Source organism: Rathayibacter sp. PhB151 (assembly GCF_004366415.1).
Classification (GTDB): domain Bacteria; phylum Actinomycetota; class Actinomycetes; order Actinomycetales; family Microbacteriaceae; genus Rathayibacter; species Rathayibacter festucae.
In genome coordinates this window covers 61,445-78,031 of record NZ_SOEN01000008.1, presented here as the reverse complement: position 1 = coordinate 78,031, position 16,587 = coordinate 61,445, and the positions used below count along the sequence as shown (strand labels likewise).

Here is a 16,587-nt window from a genome sequence, read left to right as displayed (position 1 = left end):
TCTCCCGCTGTCAGGGCGGGCGAGGCCGAAGCCCCGCCCGCCTATCGATCAGGACTCAGCAGACGTCGTAGTACGCGGAGTCGACCTCGAAGGTGCGAGCGGGTGCACTCACCGAGGCATCCCGGCCCGCAGCCTTGCAGCCGGTGCGGTGGTACTCGCCGTTGAAGACTGTCGCCTTATGCGACCGCGAGTCGTGCTGATACGACGACAGCACGGTCCCGCCGGTCGTCCCGTGGATCCACGTCCCTCCCTCCTCGGGGTGGGACACGGTGTACGCCGCCGCCACGGGCGCGATCAGCATCGCCCCCGTGAGGGCGAGTCCGGTGATGAAGGACCGGCGGGAGCCGGGTGCTCGGAAGGACATGGGGGACCTCTCTGTGTTCGGACCGCCGTCGCCGAGACCGGTGAGGCGGGCTGCGCTGCCGCAGCGAGGGAACCGTATGCCCAAACCCATACTGATCTGATCACATCGACGAGGCATCCGGACGACTCGGCGCGTTTCAGTGCCTGTGGAGGAGCCTCAACACCCCTCCGCACCCCGCCGAAAGGCCGGGCAAGCGCATACCCACCCCCGCCCCGCGCTCGGCGGCCGGAACCGCCCCCGCGCGGGAGTACCGTGACGCCATGACAGCGCAGGACGACATCGGTGCGGAGCAGGCGCCCGCGAAGGACTTCTCGCACGAGCAGGAGGGCTACCAGCACGGTCTGAAGCCCCGCCAGCTCCAGATGATCGCGATCGGCGGCGCGATCGGAACCGGCCTCTTCCTCGGCGCCGGCGGCCGCCTCAACTCCGCAGGCCCGGCCCTCGCGATCGCCTACCTCGTCGCCGGCGTCTTCGCCTTCTTCATCCTCCGCGCTCTCGGCGAGCTCGTCCTGCACCGCCCGTCGTCGGGATCGTTCATCTCCTACGCCCGCGAGTTCTACGGCGAGAAGTTCGCCTACGCCGCAGGCTGGATGTACTTCCTCAACTGGGCGATGACCTCGATCGTCGACACCACCGCCGTCGCCGTCTACCTCAAGTACTGGTCGGCCTTCACCGCGGCGCCGCAGTGGCTCCTCGCCCTGATCGCGCTGCTCGTCGTCCTCGCCGCGAACATGGTCGCGGTCAAGGTCTTCGGCGAGCTCGAGTTCTGGTTCGCGCTGATCAAGGTGACGGCGCTGGTCGCCTTCCTCGTCGTCGCGCTGATCTGGCTCGTCTTCGCCTTCCCGGTGCAGGCCGGCGGCGAGACCGTGCAGACCGGCGTCTCGATCCTCTCGGACAACGGCGGCATCCTGCCCAACGGACTGCTCCCCGCGGTCCTGGTGATGCAGGGCGTCGTCTTCGCCTACGCCGCGATCGAGCTGGTCGGCACCGCCTCCGGCGAGACGCAGGACACCGAGAAGGTGATCCCCCGCGCGATCAACTCGGTGATCTTCCGGATCGCGATCTTCTACGTCGGCTCGATCGTCCTGCTCTCGCTGCTGCTCCCCTACACCGCCTACAAGGAGGGCGAGAGCCCCTTCGTCACCTTCTTCTCCTCGATCGGCGGGCCCGAGGTCGGCACGATCGCCGGCTCGATCATGAACTTCGTGGTGCTCACCGCGGCGCTCTCCTCGCTCAACGCCGGCCTCTACTCCACCGGTCGCGCGCTGCACTCGATGGGGATGAACGGCTCCGCCCCGAAGTGGACGACGCGGATGTCGAAGGGCGGCGTGCCCTACGCGGGCATCCTGCTGACCGCGACCTTCACGGTGGCGGGCGTGGTGCTGAACTACTTCGTGCCGAGCCAGGCGTTCGAGATCGCGCTGAACATCGCGAGCCTGGGCATCATCACGGCGTGGGGCACGATCATCCTCTGCCAGATGCGACTGCGGCAGTGGGCGAAGAAGGGCCTCGCGAAGGAGCCGTCCTTCAAGCTCCCCGGCGCTCCGGTCACCTCCTGGCTGACCCTCGTCTTCCTGGCCGTGGTGCTGGTGCTGATGGCGATCGACTTCCCGGTCGGCACGCTCACGATCGCCTCGCTGGTGATCATCGTCCCGCTGCTGGTGGCCGGCTGGTTCCTGCAGCGCGGACGCATCCTCCGGATCGCGGAGCTGCGCGACGGAGTGACGGGGCCGTTCCCGGTGACCGGTCGCGACCCGTCCGCCCAGGTCCGGCGCGACCGCGACGACGAGAGCTGAGGCCCGCGAGACCGGCGCCCGGCCCGCGCGCCCACCGTTACTCTCGATCGCGCGGGCGCCCACGCGCCGGCGGAACGGGAGCGGCATGGCCACGGTGGACTCCGCGGAGCGGCGCGCGCGCCTGATCGAGCTGCTCGAGCGCGACGGCGCGATCCGCCTCGACGACGCGGCGGCCGAGCTCGACGTCTCGACGATGACCGTCCGCCGCGACCTGGCCGACCTCGAGGCGGAGGGCCGGCTCAGCCGGGTCCGCGGCGGCGCGGTCGCCGCGCTCCGCCCCCGCCCCTTCGCCGAGCGCCTGGCCGCGGGCGCCGCCGCCAAGCGCGAGATCGCCCGCAAGGCCGTCGCCCTGCTGCCCGACTCGGGCGCGGTCGCGGTCGACGCCTCCTCGACCGCCGGCACCCTGCTCGCCGCCGCCCCGGAGTCGCCGCGGCTGCTGATCGCCACCAACTCGCTGGAGAACCACGCCTCGGCCCGTGCCACCCGCGCCCGGGTCGTGCTGATCGGCGGCGAGCTCCAGGCCGAGACCGACAGCTTCGTCGGCCCGCTCGCCTGCGCCGGCGCGGCCGAGCTGCACTACGACCGCTTCTTCACCTCCGCCTCGGCGGTCACCCGCGCGGGCACCAGCGAGGTGACGCTCGAGGAGGCCCAGGTGAAGCGCGTGCTCGTCGCCGCCTCCGCCGAGACGGTGCTGCTGGTCGACTCCTCCAAGCTCGAGCGCACGGCCCTCGCCCGCGCGCTGGATTGGGACGCGATCGCGGTGCTCGTGACCGAGCTCGACCCCGCGGACGAGCGACTCGACCCGTTCCGCGGACTCGCCGACGTCCGCTGACGAGCATTGACCGGAACGAGTCGGCCTGTTAGCTTCTGTGATAGTTAACACACTCGTTCAATCAGACGGAGAAGTCATGGCAGCCTCGACCGCCGCAGAGCTCATCGCCCGCTCGAACCGCCTCGGGGCCGACCCGCGCAACACGAACTACGCGGGCGGCAACACCTCCGCGAAGGGCGTCGAGACCGATCCGGTCACCGGCGAGCCCGTCGAGCTGCTCTGGGTCAAGGGCTCCGGCGGCGACCTCGGCACCCTGAAGGAGTCCGGCCTCGCGATCCTCCGCATGGACCGCCTCCGCGCGCTCGTGAACGTCTACCCCGGCGTCGACCGCGAGGACGAGATGGTCGCCGCGTTCGACTACACGCTGCACGGCAAGGGCGGCGCCGCCCCCTCGATCGACACCGCGATGCACGGCCTCGTCGACGCCGCGCACGTCGACCACCTGCACCCCGACTCCGGCATCGCCTTCGCGACCGCCGCCGACGGCGAGCGCCTCACCGCGGAGGCCTTCGGCGGCACCGTCGCCTGGGTCCCGTGGCGCCGCCCCGGCTTCCAGCTCGGCCTCGACATCGCCGCGATCAAGGAGGCGAACCCCGAGGTCATCGGCGCGATCCTCGGCGGCCACGGCATCACCGCCTGGGGCGACACCAGCGAGGAGGCGGAGGCGAACTCGCTCCGCATCATCGAGACCGCCAGCGCGTACATCGCCGAGCACGGACGCCCCGAGCCCTTCGGTCCCGCCCTCGACGGCTACGCCGCCCTGCCCGAGGAGGAGCGCCGCGCCAAGGCCGCCGCCCTCGCCGCCCACCTGCGCTCGATCGCCTCGCACGACCGCCCCCAGGTCGGCCACTTCACCGACTCCGCCGAGGTCCTCGACTTCCTCGCGAGCACCGAGCACCCCCGCCTGGCCGCGCTCGGCACCTCCTGCCCCGACCACTTCCTCCGCACCAAGGTGAAGCCGCTGCTCGTCGACCTGCCGGCCACGGCCACGGTCGAGGAGATCGTCGAGCGCCTCCCCGCGCTGCACGAGGCCTACCGCGCCGACTACCAGGCGTACTACGACGCGCACGCGACGCCCGAGAGCCCCGCGATCCGCGGCGCCGACCCGCTGATCGTGCTCGTGCCCGGCGTGGGCATGTTCTCCTACGGCGCGAACAAGCAGACCGCCCGCGTCGCCGGCGAGTTCTACGTCAACGCGATCAACGTGATGCGCGGCGCCGAGGCGATCTCGACCTACGCGCCGATCGACGAGGCCGAGAAGTTCCGCATCGAGTACTGGGCGCTCGAGGAGGCGAAGCTGCAGCGGATGCCGAAGCCCAAGCCCCTCGCCTCCCGCATCGCGCTGGTGACCGGCGCCGCCTCCGGCATCGGCAAGGCCATCGCCACCCGCCTCGCCGCCGAGGGCGCCTGCGTCGTCGTCGCCGACCTCGATCTCGCCAAGGCGCAGGCCGCGGCCGCCGAGCTCGGCTCGACCGACGTCGCGGTAGGAGTGGCGGCGAACGTCTCCGACGCCGCCGCCGTGAGGGCCGCGATCGACGCCACCGTCCTCGCCTTCGGCGGTCTGGACCTGGTCGTCAACAACGCCGGCCTCTCGCTCTCGAAGTCCCTCTTCGACACCACCGAGGCCGACTGGGACCTCCAGCACGACGTGATGGCGAAGGGCTCGTTCCTCGTCTCGCAGGCCGCGGCCCGCGTGCTCGTCGACCAGAAGCTCGGCGGCGACATCGTCTACATCTCCTCGAAGAACTCGGTCTTCGCCGGCCCGAACAACATCGCCTACTCCGCGACCAAGGCCGACCAGGCCCACCAGGTGCGCCTGCTGGCCGCCGAGCTCGGCGAGCACGGCATCAAGGTCAACGGCATCAACCCCGACGGCGTCGTCCGCGGCTCCGGCATCTTCGCCTCCGGCTGGGGCGCGAACCGCGCCAAGACCTACGGCATCGACGAGGAGGACCTGGGCGCGTTCTACGCCAAGCGCACCATCCTCAAGCGCGAGGTCGTCCCCGAGAACGTCGCCAACGCTGTCTTCGCCCTCTGCACTTCGGACTTCTCGCACACCACGGGGCTTCATGTCCCTGTGGACGCGGGCGTGGCTGCGGCCTTCCTGCGATGACATCGTCATCGCGGGAACGCCGCAGCATCGCCCGAAAGGCGGCAGCCCTCGGCCCGGAAGACCGTGGAACGCGACGGCGACCCTCAATGGGTCGCATCACGCCGAAGGCGTCCGACCGAGGAGTCCTCCGATGAAGGCCGTCGCGGCGGTCGACCTCGGCGCCACCAGCGGGCGCGTCATCCTCGGCTACGTCGGCCACGACGAGCTGCGGATGCGGCACGTCGCGCGCTTCCCGAACCAGCCCGTCCGTGTGCAGGAGGGCGCCGAGTCCGCGCTGCACTGGAACATCCTCGAGCTGCACCGCTCGCTGACGACCGGGCTGACCAACGCGCTCCGCGACGAGCCCGAGGTCGTCTCGATCGGCGTCGACTCCTGGGCCGTCGACTACGCCCTGCTGCGCCGGGGCCGGATGCTCGGCGCGCCGTACCACTACCGCGACGAGCGGACCGCGCGCGGCGTCGCCGACGTGCACGCGCGGATCGGCGCCGAGGAGCTCTACGCGCGCAACGGACTGCAGCACCTCCCCTTCAACACGCTGTTCCAGCTCGCCGCCGAGCGCGACGTGCTCGCCCTCGCCGACCAGGCGCTGCTCGTCCCGGACCTGATCGGCTACTGGCTGACCGGCGTCGCCGCGACCGAGATCACCAACGCGTCCACCACGGGTCTGCTCGACCCGCACACTCGCGCGTGGGACCACGAGCTCCTCACGCGCCTCGAACTGCCGCTCGGGATCCTCGCGCCCCTGATCGAGCCGGGCTCCCGGCTCGGCTCGCTCCTGCCCGCCGTCGCCGCCGAGCTCGGCGCCCCGGCCGGGCTCGGCGTCGTCGCCGTCGGCTCGCACGACACGGCCTCGGCCGTCGTCGCCGTGCCGGCCGCGGACGAGGACTTCGCGTACATCTCCAGTGGCACCTGGTCGCTCGTCGGCGTCGAACTCGAGGAGCCGGTGGTCTCGCTGGAGGGTCGGGCCGCCAACTTCACCAACGAGGGCGGCGTCGACGGGCGAGTCCGATTCCTGAAGAACGTCTCGGGGCTGTGGCTGCTCTCCGAGTCGATCCGCACCTGGGAGCGCAGCACCGGCGAGCAGATCGACCTCGCCGAGCTGCTGCGCCAGGCCGCTGCGATCCGCGGGCCGATCACGACCTTCGACCCCGCCGACGAGCGCTTCCTCGCGCCCGGCAACATGCCCGGCCGGATCGTCGAGTGGTGCGTCGAGCGCGGTCTCGCACAGCCGCGCACCCGGCCCGAGTTCGTCCGCTCGATCCTGGAGTCGCTCGCCGAGGCCTACGCGAGCACCCTCGCCGACGCCGTCCGGCTGAGCGGCAAGCGGGTCCGCACGATCCACGTCGTCGGCGGCGGCTCGCAGAACGAGCTGCTCTGCCAGCTGACCGCCGACCGCACCGGGCTGCAGGTCGAGGCCGGCCCCAGCGAGGCCACGGCGATCGGGAACATCATCGTCCAGGCCCGCGCGCAGGGCCTCGTCTCCGGCTCGCTCGAGTCGCTGCGCGCGCTCGTGCGCCGAGCGTTCCCGCCGGTGCGCTACGAACCCCGTCCCTCCTCCCCCGAGAAAGGCTGACCAGCATGGTCCAGCGCCAGTTCCCGAAGCCCGTCGAGCTGCTCGAGTACCTCAGCTTCAAGAAGCCCGAGCTCGACGGCCGCAAGCGCCGCCTCGACGCCGCCCTCACCATCGAGGACCTCCGCTCGATCGCGAAGCGCCGCACCCCGAAGGCCGCGTTCGACTACACCGACGGCTCCGCGGAGGGCGAGATCTCGATCGCCCGCGCCCGCCAGGCCTTCGAGGACGTCGAGTTCCACCCCCAGGTGCTCCGCGACGTCGCCGCCGTCGACACGACCGCGACCGTCCTCGGCGCGCCCTCCGCCATGCCGTTCGGGATCGCGCCCACCGGCTTCACCCGCCTGATGCAGACCGAGGGCGAGACCGCCGGAGCCGGAGCGGCCGCCGCCGCGGGCATCCCCTTCACCCTCTCCACGCTCGGCACCACCTCGATCGAGAACGTGAAGAAGGCGAACCCCCACGGCCGCAACTGGTTCCAGCTCTACGTCATGCGCGACCGCGAGATCTCCTACGGCCTCGTCGAGCGCGCCGCCGAGGCCGGCTACGAGACCCTCTTCTTCACCGTCGACACCCCCGTCGCCGGTGCGCGCCTGCGCGACAAGCGCAACGGCTTCTCCATCCCGCCCCAGCTCACCGTCGGCACCGTCCTCGACGCACTGCCCCGCCCCTGGTGGTGGTTCGACTTCCTCACCACCCAGAAGCTCGAATTCGCCTCCCTCAGCGCGACCGGCGGCACCGTCGGCGACCTCCTCGACCTCGCCATGGACCCCACCATCAGCTTCGAGGACCTCAAGGTCATCCGCGAGATGTGGCCCGGCAAGCTCGTCATCAAGGGCGTGCAGAGCGTCGAGGACGCCCACAAGTTCGCCGACTTCGGCGTCGACGGCATCGTCCTCTCCAATCACGGCGGACGCCAGCTCGACCGCGCCCCCATCCCCTTCCACCTCCTCCCCGAGGTCGTCCGCGAGGTCGGCACCGACACCGAGGTGATGGTCGACACCGGCATCATGAACGGCGCCGACATCGTCTCCTCCATCGCCCTGGGAGCGAAGTTCACCCTCATCGGCCGCGCCTACCTCTACGGCCTCATGGCCGGCGGCCGCCAGGGCGTCGACCGCACCATCGCGATCCTCTCCGACCAGATCGTGCGCACCATGAAGCTCCTCGGCGCCCACTCCCTCGAGGAGCTCACCCCCGCCCACGTCACCCAGCTCGAGCGCCTCCAGCCCCGCCCCCGCGCCTGAGTCGGCACCTCCGGCACGCAGAACCGGCTCCGGCTCGCCACGATCCCCCGATCCGGCGAGCCGGAGCCGTTTCCACGTGCCGAGCCCCTGCGTGCTGGTCGAGCAACTGAAGCCACATGCTTTCCGAGTAGCCGCAGGCACCCTCATGCTGGTCGAGTAGCCGCCGCAGGCGGCGTATCGAGACCCACGTCCCCCAGCACGGTGGATCTCGATACGACCGCTCCGCGGTCTACTCGATCAACATGGAAGGGTCCGCGCCCCACCGTCATGCCTGCCAGCCGCCGCAGCCGCCCTCATGCTGGTCGAGCAGTCGCCGCAGGCGTCCTATCGAGACCCGCCGCACCCAGCCTCTTGCCAGGAACACCCGCAGCCCGCTACGGTCGACGAACGCCACCACGAAAGGAGCCGACCATGACGAACGCGCCGCACTTCACCACCGCCGGCTTCTTCGGCGCCCTCTCCGACTGACCGGTCGAGCCTCCCGCTCGTCATCGCTCAGACGGTGACGGCGCAGAAGAAGCTCCCGGTCCCGCGGCACCGCCGCACGGACCGTCGTCCCGTTCCCGACCCGATCCCCGGGTCCCGCGCGCCGCCCCTCCGGCGGCCGGTCCGCGCGCTCCGAGCGCGCTCCTCGCCGCGCCCACCAGGCGCTCTCCGGCGCGCCCGCGCCAGCCGCCCGGCATCGACCGGGCCCCGCACGAAGGACACCATCGTGAACACCGCAGCGACACTCGTCGCCCGCCTCCCCCGACCTCGACTCGCCCGCCTGCTCGACCGTCTCGCGCTCCGCACTGGGATCGCCCTCGTGACGTGGAGCACCCGGGAGCGCCGCCTCCCGCCCACTCACGCGGAGGTCACCGCCCTCCGCCACGAGCGCGCCGCCCTGCAGGACCGCGAGCGCCGCACCGCGCTCCAGCGCCTCCCGCGCTGATCCCGCCCACTACGCAGAAGTTGCGGTAGTCGCACGCGACTACCGCAACTTCTGCGTAGTGGTCTTCAGCCCGGGCTCTGCCGTCACGGACTGCGCCCGCCGGCCGTTCGGTTACACCTTCTCGTCGAAGAGGACCCGCGTCGGATCTCCGTGCTGGGTGACCTCAGCGATCTTCACCTGATCGTCCGAGTCGACGTTCCCCACCGAGAAGATCACGCGATCTCCGTCGAAGCGCTCGAAACCGCCCCCGAAGATGTACCCGGCCAGCGTCTGCGACTTCCACTTGTTGTTCACCCGGATGTCCACCCGCGTCCTGGAGTCGTAGAGCTCGCGCGCCATGCTGATCATCACCCTGTGATCCGCGAAGGACACCGTCACCTCCGGCGAAGCCGGAGAGGTCTGCGGCGACGGGGACGACTCCGCCGCGGGCGCGGGCGCGGGCGACGGTGCGGGGGCGGCAGGCACCGGAGCGGACACGGTCGTCGGAGCGGCCGACGCGGGCGCCGGAACGGCCTCGCCGAGCGTCCCGGCGAACAGCCTCTGCCGCCGGAGGGAGTCGTCGAAGCCGGAGTCCAGCGTCCCGACGTACTCGGTGACCACCATCCGATCCCCGGGCTTCACGTCGGGGACGAGGAACGCCACCGGATCACCGTCGGTGTGGGTGGCACTGAAGATCGTGCCGCGCGTCTGCTGGTTCTGGATCTGAGCCACAGGCCTCCCCTCGACGATGACGACGATCCTCTTCGCGGAGCGGTAGAGGTCCTCGGGCAGCGACACCACTGCCCCGTCGCTCACGAGCGTCACGTCCACCGATGACGACTGCGCGGGCGTCGCCGCTTCCGGTGCGGGCTTCGCCGGCTCTGTCGCGGGCGCGGTCTCCGCCGCAGCGGTCGGCAGGGGACGGCCGGGAAGTCCGGCGTCCGGTCCCGCCGACTGCTGGGACGTGGCCATGCCTGCCTCGCCGCGGTCGGACGGCGCGGCCGGGAGCTCCGTCGCGGACCGCCCCAGCAGTCCGAGGCCCGAGCCGCTCAACTCCTGGCCCTGGACGATCGAGGCGTCGCCCCGATCGAGCTCGGACGCCAGCGCCGGCGTCGCCGAGAGCAGGCCGAACAGGGTCGTCGCGGCCACGCAGGCCGCCACAGTGCGGGTGTTTCTCATGGATGTCCCTTTCCTGAATGCGACCAGCAGCGAAGGAGCGGCACGTCGAGGGACGGCCACAGCTGGTCGCGACGAGACATTCTCACCTAGACGACTCGACGACCGTCGCCCGCTGGCGCGTACCGCTCGGGCACCGAACCGGCGGGGGATCCCGCGTACTCGGTGACCGCCCTGCGATCGCGGCCCCCGCCCACAACGCAGAAGTCGCGGTAGTCGAACGCGACTACCGCAACTTCTGCGTCATGAGCCGAGCGGCCTAGAGCTGCTGGTCGAACACCTCGGCCTTTCGGAGTGCGTCCTGGAACCCGAAGCCCAGCACGCCCTCGTACTCCCAGACCTCCAGTCGATCGCCGGGATTCACCCCGTCGATGAGGAAGGTCGTCTCCGCGTCCTCGGTCGACTTCGAGACCCCGGCCACCCCGCGGGCATCGTTCTGCCGCATCTCGGCGACGGGCTTACCGCCGACGACGACCACGAAGCGCCGATCCGACTCGACGATCGCGTCCGGCAGGGTCACCAGGGCACGACCGTCCGAGATCGACGCCTTCACGAACGTCGGCTCCGCCGGGGCGGGCGGGGCAGGCGCAGCCGGAGTGGCCGTCAGAACCTGGTCGAGCAGCTTCTCCTTGCGGTGGGCCGGACCGCGCGAGTCGTACCACGTGCCCTCGTACTCCCAGACCTCCAGGTGCTGACCCGGCGTCACCGTGCTGAACTCGAACAGCTTGGCGTCGCCCTCGCGCCACACCTTCACGGCCCCGTACGCCGCGTCGCCCTGGATCTCGCCGAGGTCCCTCCCTCCGGCGGAGACCACCAACCGCTTGTTCGTCCGGAGGACCTCATCGGGCACGGACAGCACGGCGTTCCCGTTCACCAGGGACACCGCCACGCCGGGCTTCTCGCCCACCTGCTGATCGAACAGCTTCGCGATCCGCTTGACGTCCTCCACCCCGAAGTCGAACGCTGTTCCCTCGTACTCCGAGACCTCCACCCGGCTGCCGGGCTTCACACCGAGGAGCTGCACCCGCGTCAGGTCACCGTCGGTCCGCTTGCTGCCGAGGAACATGGTTCTCCCGTCCTGGCCGCCGCCGATGAAGGTCTCCCCGCCGTAGCTCTGACCGACCTCCACCCCGTCGGCCCGGAACACGAGCCTCCTCTCCGCCGCGAAGACGGCGGTGGGCACGCTCACCACCGCGAAGCCGTCCTCGAACGACGCCGTCAGTCCCGACTCGAGCGGAGCGTCCGACGCCCGGAAGTCGGCCAGCTTCTTGATCCAGTGGGCGTCGTCGACGTCGTCGCCCAGAGATCCCTCGAGCTGGAAGACCTCCAGCCGCTCACCCGCCTGCGCGGCACCGAACTCGACCTTCATCCGGCCGTCCAGCGCGTAGTACGACTTCCCGCCGAGGACGACACCGTTCTGGATCTGACCGAGGACCCTCTCCCCGGCGCGGACCATGAGCCACGTGTCCGACGAGGCGATCTCACCGGGGAGACTCACGATCACGTGACCGTCCACGAGGGATGCCGTCACGGTCGAACTCGCTGCAGGAGCGGACGTGGCGGGCGCAGCCGCGGACCGTGAGGCCCCGACCTCGGCTCGATCGGCTGGTGCGGCCATCGCCGGCGTCGCCGACAGCAGGCCGACCAGGGCGGTGGCGGCAGCGCAGGCCGCCAGAGTGCGCGTGCTTCTCATGGAATTCCCTTCCTTCAGTGCGACCGGCGACGACGAAGCGGCATCTTCTGGAGCAGCCCCGGCCGGTCACGAGGAGCCATTGTGTTCGGAGCGCACCGCACCCCCTCTCCCCCTGTCGCGCCGTGCGGCATGCCCGCCCCGCCCCGCTCGAGACCCCGGACGTCGCGCTGAGCCGCCCCCGCAACGCAGAAGTCGCGGTAGTCGAACGCGACTACCGCGACTTCTGCGTTCTCAGCCGGAGTCCCGGTGTCGGGCGAGAGTGCCTGCGGTGCGGGCTACGCCGCGGGAGCGGTCGGCGCGGTCGCCGGGAAGGCATCGCCGAGCTGCGCCGCGTAGACCCTCGTCCGGCGGAGGGTGTCGTCGAACCCGTCGTCCAGCGATCCCGCGTACTCGGTGACCGCCATGCGATCACCGGGCTTCACCCCGGGGATGTAGAGGACCGTCCGCCCATCGACGACATCGGGGACCACCCTCACCACCCCACGAGTCCGCTTGTTCTGGATCTGAGCGACAGGCTTCCCCTCGACGATCACCACGAACCGCTTGTCCGTGCGGTAGAGGTCATCGGACACCGACACCAGCACCCCCTCGTCCGAGAGCGTCGCGATCACGAACGGCTGCTCCGCGATCGGCGCCACTCCGGGAGCGGTCTCGGTCGACTCCGTCGCAGCGGCGGGCTCGGCCGACGTGTCGGCGAGCGCGGGCTCGATCCGCGTCGGAGTCGGGGCCGGCACGGTCGGCACCTCCCGAGAGGGAAGACCGAGCTCGCGGACGTCCGGTCCGCCCGGCTGTCGGCTCGCGGACATGGCCGCCTCGCCGCGATCCGGCTGCCCGGCCGGCACGTCCGTCACGTCCGTCACGGAGTCTCCGAGGAGTCCGAGACCGGCGCCGGGCGACTCCTCCCGCTGGACGGCTCCTCCAGCACCGCCGTCGAGCGGGCCGGCCATCGCCGGAGTCGCGGACAGCAGCCCGAGCAGAGTGGTCGCAGCGACGCAGGCCGCTGCAGTGCGCGTGTTCCTCATGGAGATTCCCTTCGATGAAGGCGACCAGCATCGGAGAGGCAGCACGTCTCTGTCGGCTGCGGCCGGTCGCGACGAGACATTCTCACCTCGACGCACCTCCGGCCGCTCCCCTGTGACGCGGTACGTACGCGAGCTCACGGAGCCCTGCCCGCGAGCCCCCGGATCACTCACCGCGCTCTCGTCCGCCTCGCGCTCCGCCTCGGTCCCCTAGAGCGTCACGGAGAACAACCTCCCCTTCGAGTTCTCCGCTGTCAGCGGGTCCGTGATCTCCCCCTCGAACTCCCAGACGTCCAGCTGCTCACCGGGCTTCACATCGGGGATCTCGAACAGCCGATCCGTGCCCTCCTTCCACTCCCGGTCCACCCCCACGGCGGTGTCCCCCTTGATCTCGGCGCGGACGGTGTTGATGCCGACCACGAGCAACTGGTTCGCGGCGAGGAACTTCTCCGGCACCGAGACCACTGCTTTCCCGTCCACGAGAGTCGCCGTGATCTCGGTACTGACCGCGACCTGCTGGTCGAACACCGTCTCCTCCCGGGGCTCGGTGTCCCGGCCGAGATCCAGTCGGCCGAAGTACCGCCGGACCTCCACCCGGCCACCGTTCCTGCCCGCGTCGATCCGGAAGCGCGCCACTGCGTCCGGACCCTCCGTGGACACGAGGTGGACGCCGCCGATCTGGCCGTCGGCACTGGTCTCGCCGATGTACTCCCCGTCGACGTAGAACACGTAGCGCTGCCCCGAGGAGAACCGCTCCATGGGCAGGGAGACGATCAACCTCCTGTCCGCTTCGAGCGTTGCCGAGAACCCGGGCGTCGGAGCCGGAGTCGACTCGGTCGGCACCTCCTGCACGGGCCGCGCGGGCAGAGGGGCGTCCGGTCCGCCGGGCTGCGGGGAGCCGAGCATGCCCGCGTCGCCCCGGTCGGGCCGCGCGGGCGCCGCGTCCGTCGCGAGGTGGCCGAGCAGTCCGAGGCCCGAGCCGCTCGACTCCTGGCCCTGGACGATCGAGGCGTCGCCCCGATCGAGCTCGGAGGCCAGCGCCGGCGTCGCCGAGAGCAGGCCGAACAGGGTCGTCGCAGCCACGCAGGCCGCCACAGTGCGGGTGTTTCTCATGGGTGTCCCTTTCCTCGATGCGACCAGCAGCGAAGGAGCGGCACGTCGAGGGACGGCCGCAGCTGGTCGTGATGAGACATACTCACCTAGACGACTCGACGATCCGTCCACCGTGGCGCGCCACGCACGCCCAGCCACCGAAGTGAGCCGACGGCAGGGCCGAGGCACAAGCCGGAGAAAGCAGTCGCTCACAGTCGCCGCACATATCGCTGAGTATCGTTCGGAGCGACACGGTCGTTCGGAACGGCACACTCGGAAGACACACGGAGGTCATCATGAAGAACCAGTCCTCGACCGGCGCGTTCGGCGCCGGCAACCCCGTCGACGGCATCTGGCAGGCGATGGAGCAGGCTCGCGCCGGCTTCGAGAAGCGCGTCGGCACCCGGGTCGGCCGCGGCGACGTCCGCGCCGCCGTCCTCGCCCTCCTCGCCGAGCAGCCGATGCACGGCTACCAGATCATCCACGAGATCGAGGAGCGCAGCGGCGGGAGCTGGAAGCCCAGCCCCGGCTCCGTCTACCCGACCCTGCAGCTGCTCGCGGATGAGGGCCTGATCACCGCCGACGAGTCGAACGGCCGCAAGACCTACAGCCTCACCGACTCCGGTCGTGCGCAGGTCGCGGCCTCCGGCACCGGCACCCCGTGGTCGGAGTCCGACCAGGTCGACTTCGGCGCGCTGCCGAAGGCCGGCGTCGCTCTCGCCCAGGCCGCCGCGCAGGTCGGCCGCTCGGGCACCCCGGCTCAGATCCGGCAGGCCGTCTCCGAACTCGAGGACGTGCGCCGCCGCCTGTACGCGATCCTCGCGCAGGACTGACCCGGGTGGCGCCGGTCCGCCCGGGTCCTGCCGACCCGGGCCGCCGAGCCCGCAGCGACCAGCGTCGCTACCGCCGCATCCTGCGGTTCGCCTCCTGGCACCTCGCGGTGACCTGGTTCTTCGATCTGCTGCTGCCCCGCGTCGGGCTGACGGCGATCGCGCTGCGCACCCGCCCGCAGCGGATGCGGCGCTTCGCGCGCAGCTTCCACGTCCTGGCCGTCGACCTCGGCGGGCTGATGATCAAGGTGGGGCAGTTCATGTCGTCGCGCCTGGACGTGCTCCCGCCCGAGATCACCCGTGAGCTGGAGGGCCTCCAGGACGAGGTGCCGCCGGTCCCCTTCCCGCGCATCCGCGCGCTCGCCGAGGCCGAGCTGGGCATGACCCTCGCGCGCGCCTACGCGGACGTCGACGAGTCTCCGGTGGCCGCGGCCTCGCTCGGGCAGGCGCACCGCGCGCGGCTCTCGCCGGTGGACGCGGCCGACTCCGGGCACGAGAACGCCGTCGTCAAGGTCCAGCGCCCCGGCATCGACGAGATCGTCGAGGTCGACCTCGCGGCGCTCCGGCGCATCGGCGGCTGGCTGACTCACGTGCGCCTCGTCTCCGATCGCGTCGACGCGCCCGCGCTCGTCGAGGAGTTCGCGGTCACCAGCCTCGAGGAGATCGACTACCTGCGCGAGGCCGCCAACTCGGTGCGCTTCGCCGCGGACTTCGCCGGTGACCCCCGCGTCGGCGTCCCGGACGTGATCTGGGAGCGCTCGACCCGCAAGGTGCTGACGCTGCAGGACGTCACCGCCATCAAGATCACCGACGCGGAGGGCCTCGCTGCCGCCGGAATCGACCCGCGCGACGTCGCCCCGGTGTTCGCCGCGGTCATGTTCGACCAGCTCTTCACCCACGGCTGGTTCCACGCCGATCCGCACCCGGGCAACGTCTTCGTCACGCCGACCCCCGGCGGCGAGCTGCCCTGGCGGCTCACCTTCATCGACTTCGGGATGATGGGCGAGGTGCCGCCGACGACGCGGGCGGGCCTGCGCGCGATGCTGATCGCCGCCGCCTCCCGCGACGGCAAGGGGCTCGTCGACGCCGCGCGCAACGTCGGGGTGCTGCTCCCCTCCGCCGACTCCCGCGAGCTCGAGCGGGCGATGACCCAGCTCTTCGCGCGCTTCGGCGGCATGGGCTTCGCGGAGCTGCGCGAGGTCGACCCGCGCGAGTTCCGCGACTTCGCGATCCAGTTCGGCGACGTCGTGCGCTCGCTGCCGTTCCAGCTGCCCGAGAACTTCCTGCTCATCATCCGGGCCATGTCGCTGACCTCCGGCGTGTGCAGCGCGCTCGACCCGGCGTTCAACCTCTGGGACTCGGTCGAGCCCTACGCGCAGCAGCTGATCCGGGAGGAGCGCGGGAACGTCGCGCAGGACGTGGGCCGGCAGGCGCTCGACACGCTCGGGCTGCTCGTCCGGCTGCCGCGACGCCTGGACGAGCTGGCGACGACCCTCGAGGACGGCACCCTCGCGGTCACCGTTCCGACGGTCGAGCGCCGGCTGAACCGGCTCGAGGGGACCGTGCGGCGGATCGTCTCCGCGGTGCTCTTCGCCGGGCTGCTCATCGCGGGCGCCGTCGTCCGGGCGGACGACACCGTGTTCGGCACGGTGCTGATGGCGGTGTCGGCACTGCCACTGCTGCACGCGTTGTTCTCGCGCTCCCGCCTGCTCTGACCCGGTCGGCGACTGACCGATTCCCGCCAGGTCATCGCTCTCCGCCGATCAGTGGAGAGTCGGCCGGTCGAGGTCCACGGTGGAACCACGGTCACCCACCACCGGGCGCCCGATCAGGTCCGAGGAAAGGAGTTGTCATGATCTTCGCGTTGATCGCCTATCTCATCTCGATCTTCGACTAGTCCCGCCGCACCGGCCGCGGCCACCCGCACACGCACGGGTGACCGCGA

13 protein-coding genes are annotated in these 16,587 nt (G+C 71.2%); 8 read left to right on the top strand and 5 right to left on the bottom strand.

The features are described 5' to 3' along the window. Positions 1 to 55: 55 nt before the first annotated feature. Positions 56 to 364, bottom strand: a complete 309-nt coding sequence (locus tag EDF35_RS14115; protein ID WP_132436830.1) for a lactococcin 972 family bacteriocin — start codon at positions 362 to 364, stop codon at positions 56 to 58. A 260-nt stretch (positions 365 to 624) separates the two neighbouring features. Between EDF35_RS14115 and EDF35_RS14110 the strand changes: the two genes are divergently transcribed. The 6 genes from EDF35_RS14110 to EDF35_RS14085 all read left to right on the top strand — a co-directional run bounded on the left by EDF35_RS14110 (position 625) and on the right by EDF35_RS14085 (position 8,853). Then, positions 625 to 2,160 (top strand): amino acid permease, encoded by a 1,536-nt coding sequence (locus EDF35_RS14110; RefSeq protein ID WP_123706462.1) that lies wholly within the window; start codon positions 625 to 627, stop codon positions 2,158 to 2,160. An 85-nt stretch (positions 2,161 to 2,245) separates the two neighbouring features. After that, complete coding sequence (locus EDF35_RS14105) at positions 2,246 to 2,992, top strand: DeoR/GlpR family DNA-binding transcription regulator (RefSeq protein ID WP_123706461.1); 747 nt, start codon at positions 2,246 to 2,248, stop codon at positions 2,990 to 2,992. A gap of 76 nt (positions 2,993 to 3,068) precedes the next feature. Then, complete coding sequence (locus tag EDF35_RS14100) at positions 3,069 to 5,105, top strand: bifunctional aldolase/short-chain dehydrogenase (RefSeq protein ID WP_133962807.1); 2,037 nt, start codon at positions 3,069 to 3,071, stop codon at positions 5,103 to 5,105. Between the two features lie 130 nt (positions 5,106 to 5,235). Continuing rightward, positions 5,236 to 6,678, top strand: a complete 1,443-nt coding sequence (locus EDF35_RS14095; protein WP_133962806.1) for a rhamnulokinase family protein — start codon at positions 5,236 to 5,238, stop codon at positions 6,676 to 6,678. Between the two features lie 5 nt (positions 6,679 to 6,683). Further along, the gene (locus EDF35_RS14090; RefSeq protein WP_133962805.1) at positions 6,684 to 7,922 is read left to right on the top strand and encodes an alpha-hydroxy acid oxidase; all 1,239 of its coding nucleotides are present in this window, start codon (positions 6,684 to 6,686) and stop codon (positions 7,920 to 7,922) included. A 712-nt stretch (positions 7,923 to 8,634) separates the two neighbouring features. Further along, the gene (locus EDF35_RS14085; protein ID WP_133962804.1) at positions 8,635 to 8,853 is read left to right on the top strand and encodes a hypothetical protein; all 219 of its coding nucleotides are present in this window, start codon (positions 8,635 to 8,637) and stop codon (positions 8,851 to 8,853) included. A gap of 111 nt (positions 8,854 to 8,964) precedes the next feature. Here the strand turns inward: EDF35_RS14085 and EDF35_RS20860 are convergent, their stop codons facing one another. From EDF35_RS20860 to EDF35_RS14065, 4 genes are all read right to left on the bottom strand, one after another. Further along, complete coding sequence (locus EDF35_RS20860) at positions 8,965 to 10,011, bottom strand: hypothetical protein (RefSeq protein ID WP_166674118.1); 1,047 nt, start codon at positions 10,009 to 10,011, stop codon at positions 8,965 to 8,967. 256 nt (positions 10,012 to 10,267) lie between these two features. Beyond that, positions 10,268 to 11,539, bottom strand: coding sequence for a hypothetical protein (locus EDF35_RS14075; protein WP_133962803.1), 1,272 nt, complete (start codon positions 11,537 to 11,539; stop codon positions 10,268 to 10,270). 437 nt (positions 11,540 to 11,976) lie between these two features. Then, a complete protein-coding gene (locus EDF35_RS14070) occupies positions 11,977 to 12,723 on the bottom strand; it encodes a hypothetical protein (protein ID WP_133962802.1) in 747 nt (248 codons plus the stop codon). A gap of 207 nt (positions 12,724 to 12,930) precedes the next feature. Continuing rightward, positions 12,931 to 13,833 carry a hypothetical protein gene (locus EDF35_RS14065; protein WP_133962801.1) on the bottom strand — a complete coding sequence of 301 codons (903 nt, stop codon included), beginning with the start codon at positions 13,831 to 13,833 and terminating at the stop codon, positions 12,931 to 12,933. Between the two features lie 275 nt (positions 13,834 to 14,108). Here EDF35_RS14065 and EDF35_RS14060 point away from each other — a divergent pair, with 275 nt between their 5' ends. Then, positions 14,109 to 14,645 carry a PadR family transcriptional regulator gene (locus tag EDF35_RS14060; protein ID WP_133962800.1) on the top strand — a complete coding sequence of 179 codons (537 nt, stop codon included), beginning with the start codon at positions 14,109 to 14,111 and terminating at the stop codon, positions 14,643 to 14,645. A gap of 5 nt (positions 14,646 to 14,650) precedes the next feature. Further along, positions 14,651 to 16,357, top strand: coding sequence for an AarF/UbiB family protein (locus EDF35_RS14055; protein WP_133962799.1), 1,707 nt, complete (start codon positions 14,651 to 14,653; stop codon positions 16,355 to 16,357). The last annotated feature ends 230 nt before the right edge of the window (positions 16,358 to 16,587 follow it).

Bases quoted from the DNA above. Each gene is read 5' to 3' on its own strand.
- EDF35_RS14115 (WP_132436830.1), bottom strand. From the start codon at position 364: ATGTCCTTCCGAGCACCCGGCTCCCGCCGGTCCTTCATCACCGGACTC.
- EDF35_RS14110 (WP_123706462.1), top strand. From the start codon at position 625: ATGACAGCGCAGGACGACATCGGTGCGGAGCAGGCGCCCGCGAAGGAC.
- EDF35_RS14105 (WP_123706461.1), top strand. From the start codon at position 2,246: ATGGCCACGGTGGACTCCGCGGAGCGGCGCGCGCGCCTGATCGAGCTG.
- EDF35_RS14100 (WP_133962807.1), top strand. From the start codon at position 3,069: ATGGCAGCCTCGACCGCCGCAGAGCTCATCGCCCGCTCGAACCGCCTC.
- EDF35_RS14095 (WP_133962806.1), top strand. From the start codon at position 5,236: ATGAAGGCCGTCGCGGCGGTCGACCTCGGCGCCACCAGCGGGCGCGTC.
- EDF35_RS14090 (WP_133962805.1), top strand. From the start codon at position 6,684: ATGGTCCAGCGCCAGTTCCCGAAGCCCGTCGAGCTGCTCGAGTACCTC.
- EDF35_RS20860 (WP_166674118.1), bottom strand. From the start codon at position 10,011: ATGAGAAACACCCGCACTGTGGCGGCCTGCGTGGCCGCGACGACCCTG.
- EDF35_RS14070 (WP_133962802.1), bottom strand. From the start codon at position 12,723: ATGAGGAACACGCGCACTGCAGCGGCCTGCGTCGCTGCGACCACTCTG.
- EDF35_RS14065 (WP_133962801.1), bottom strand. From the start codon at position 13,833: ATGAGAAACACCCGCACTGTGGCGGCCTGCGTGGCTGCGACGACCCTG.
- EDF35_RS14060 (WP_133962800.1), top strand. From the start codon at position 14,109: ATGAAGAACCAGTCCTCGACCGGCGCGTTCGGCGCCGGCAACCCCGTC.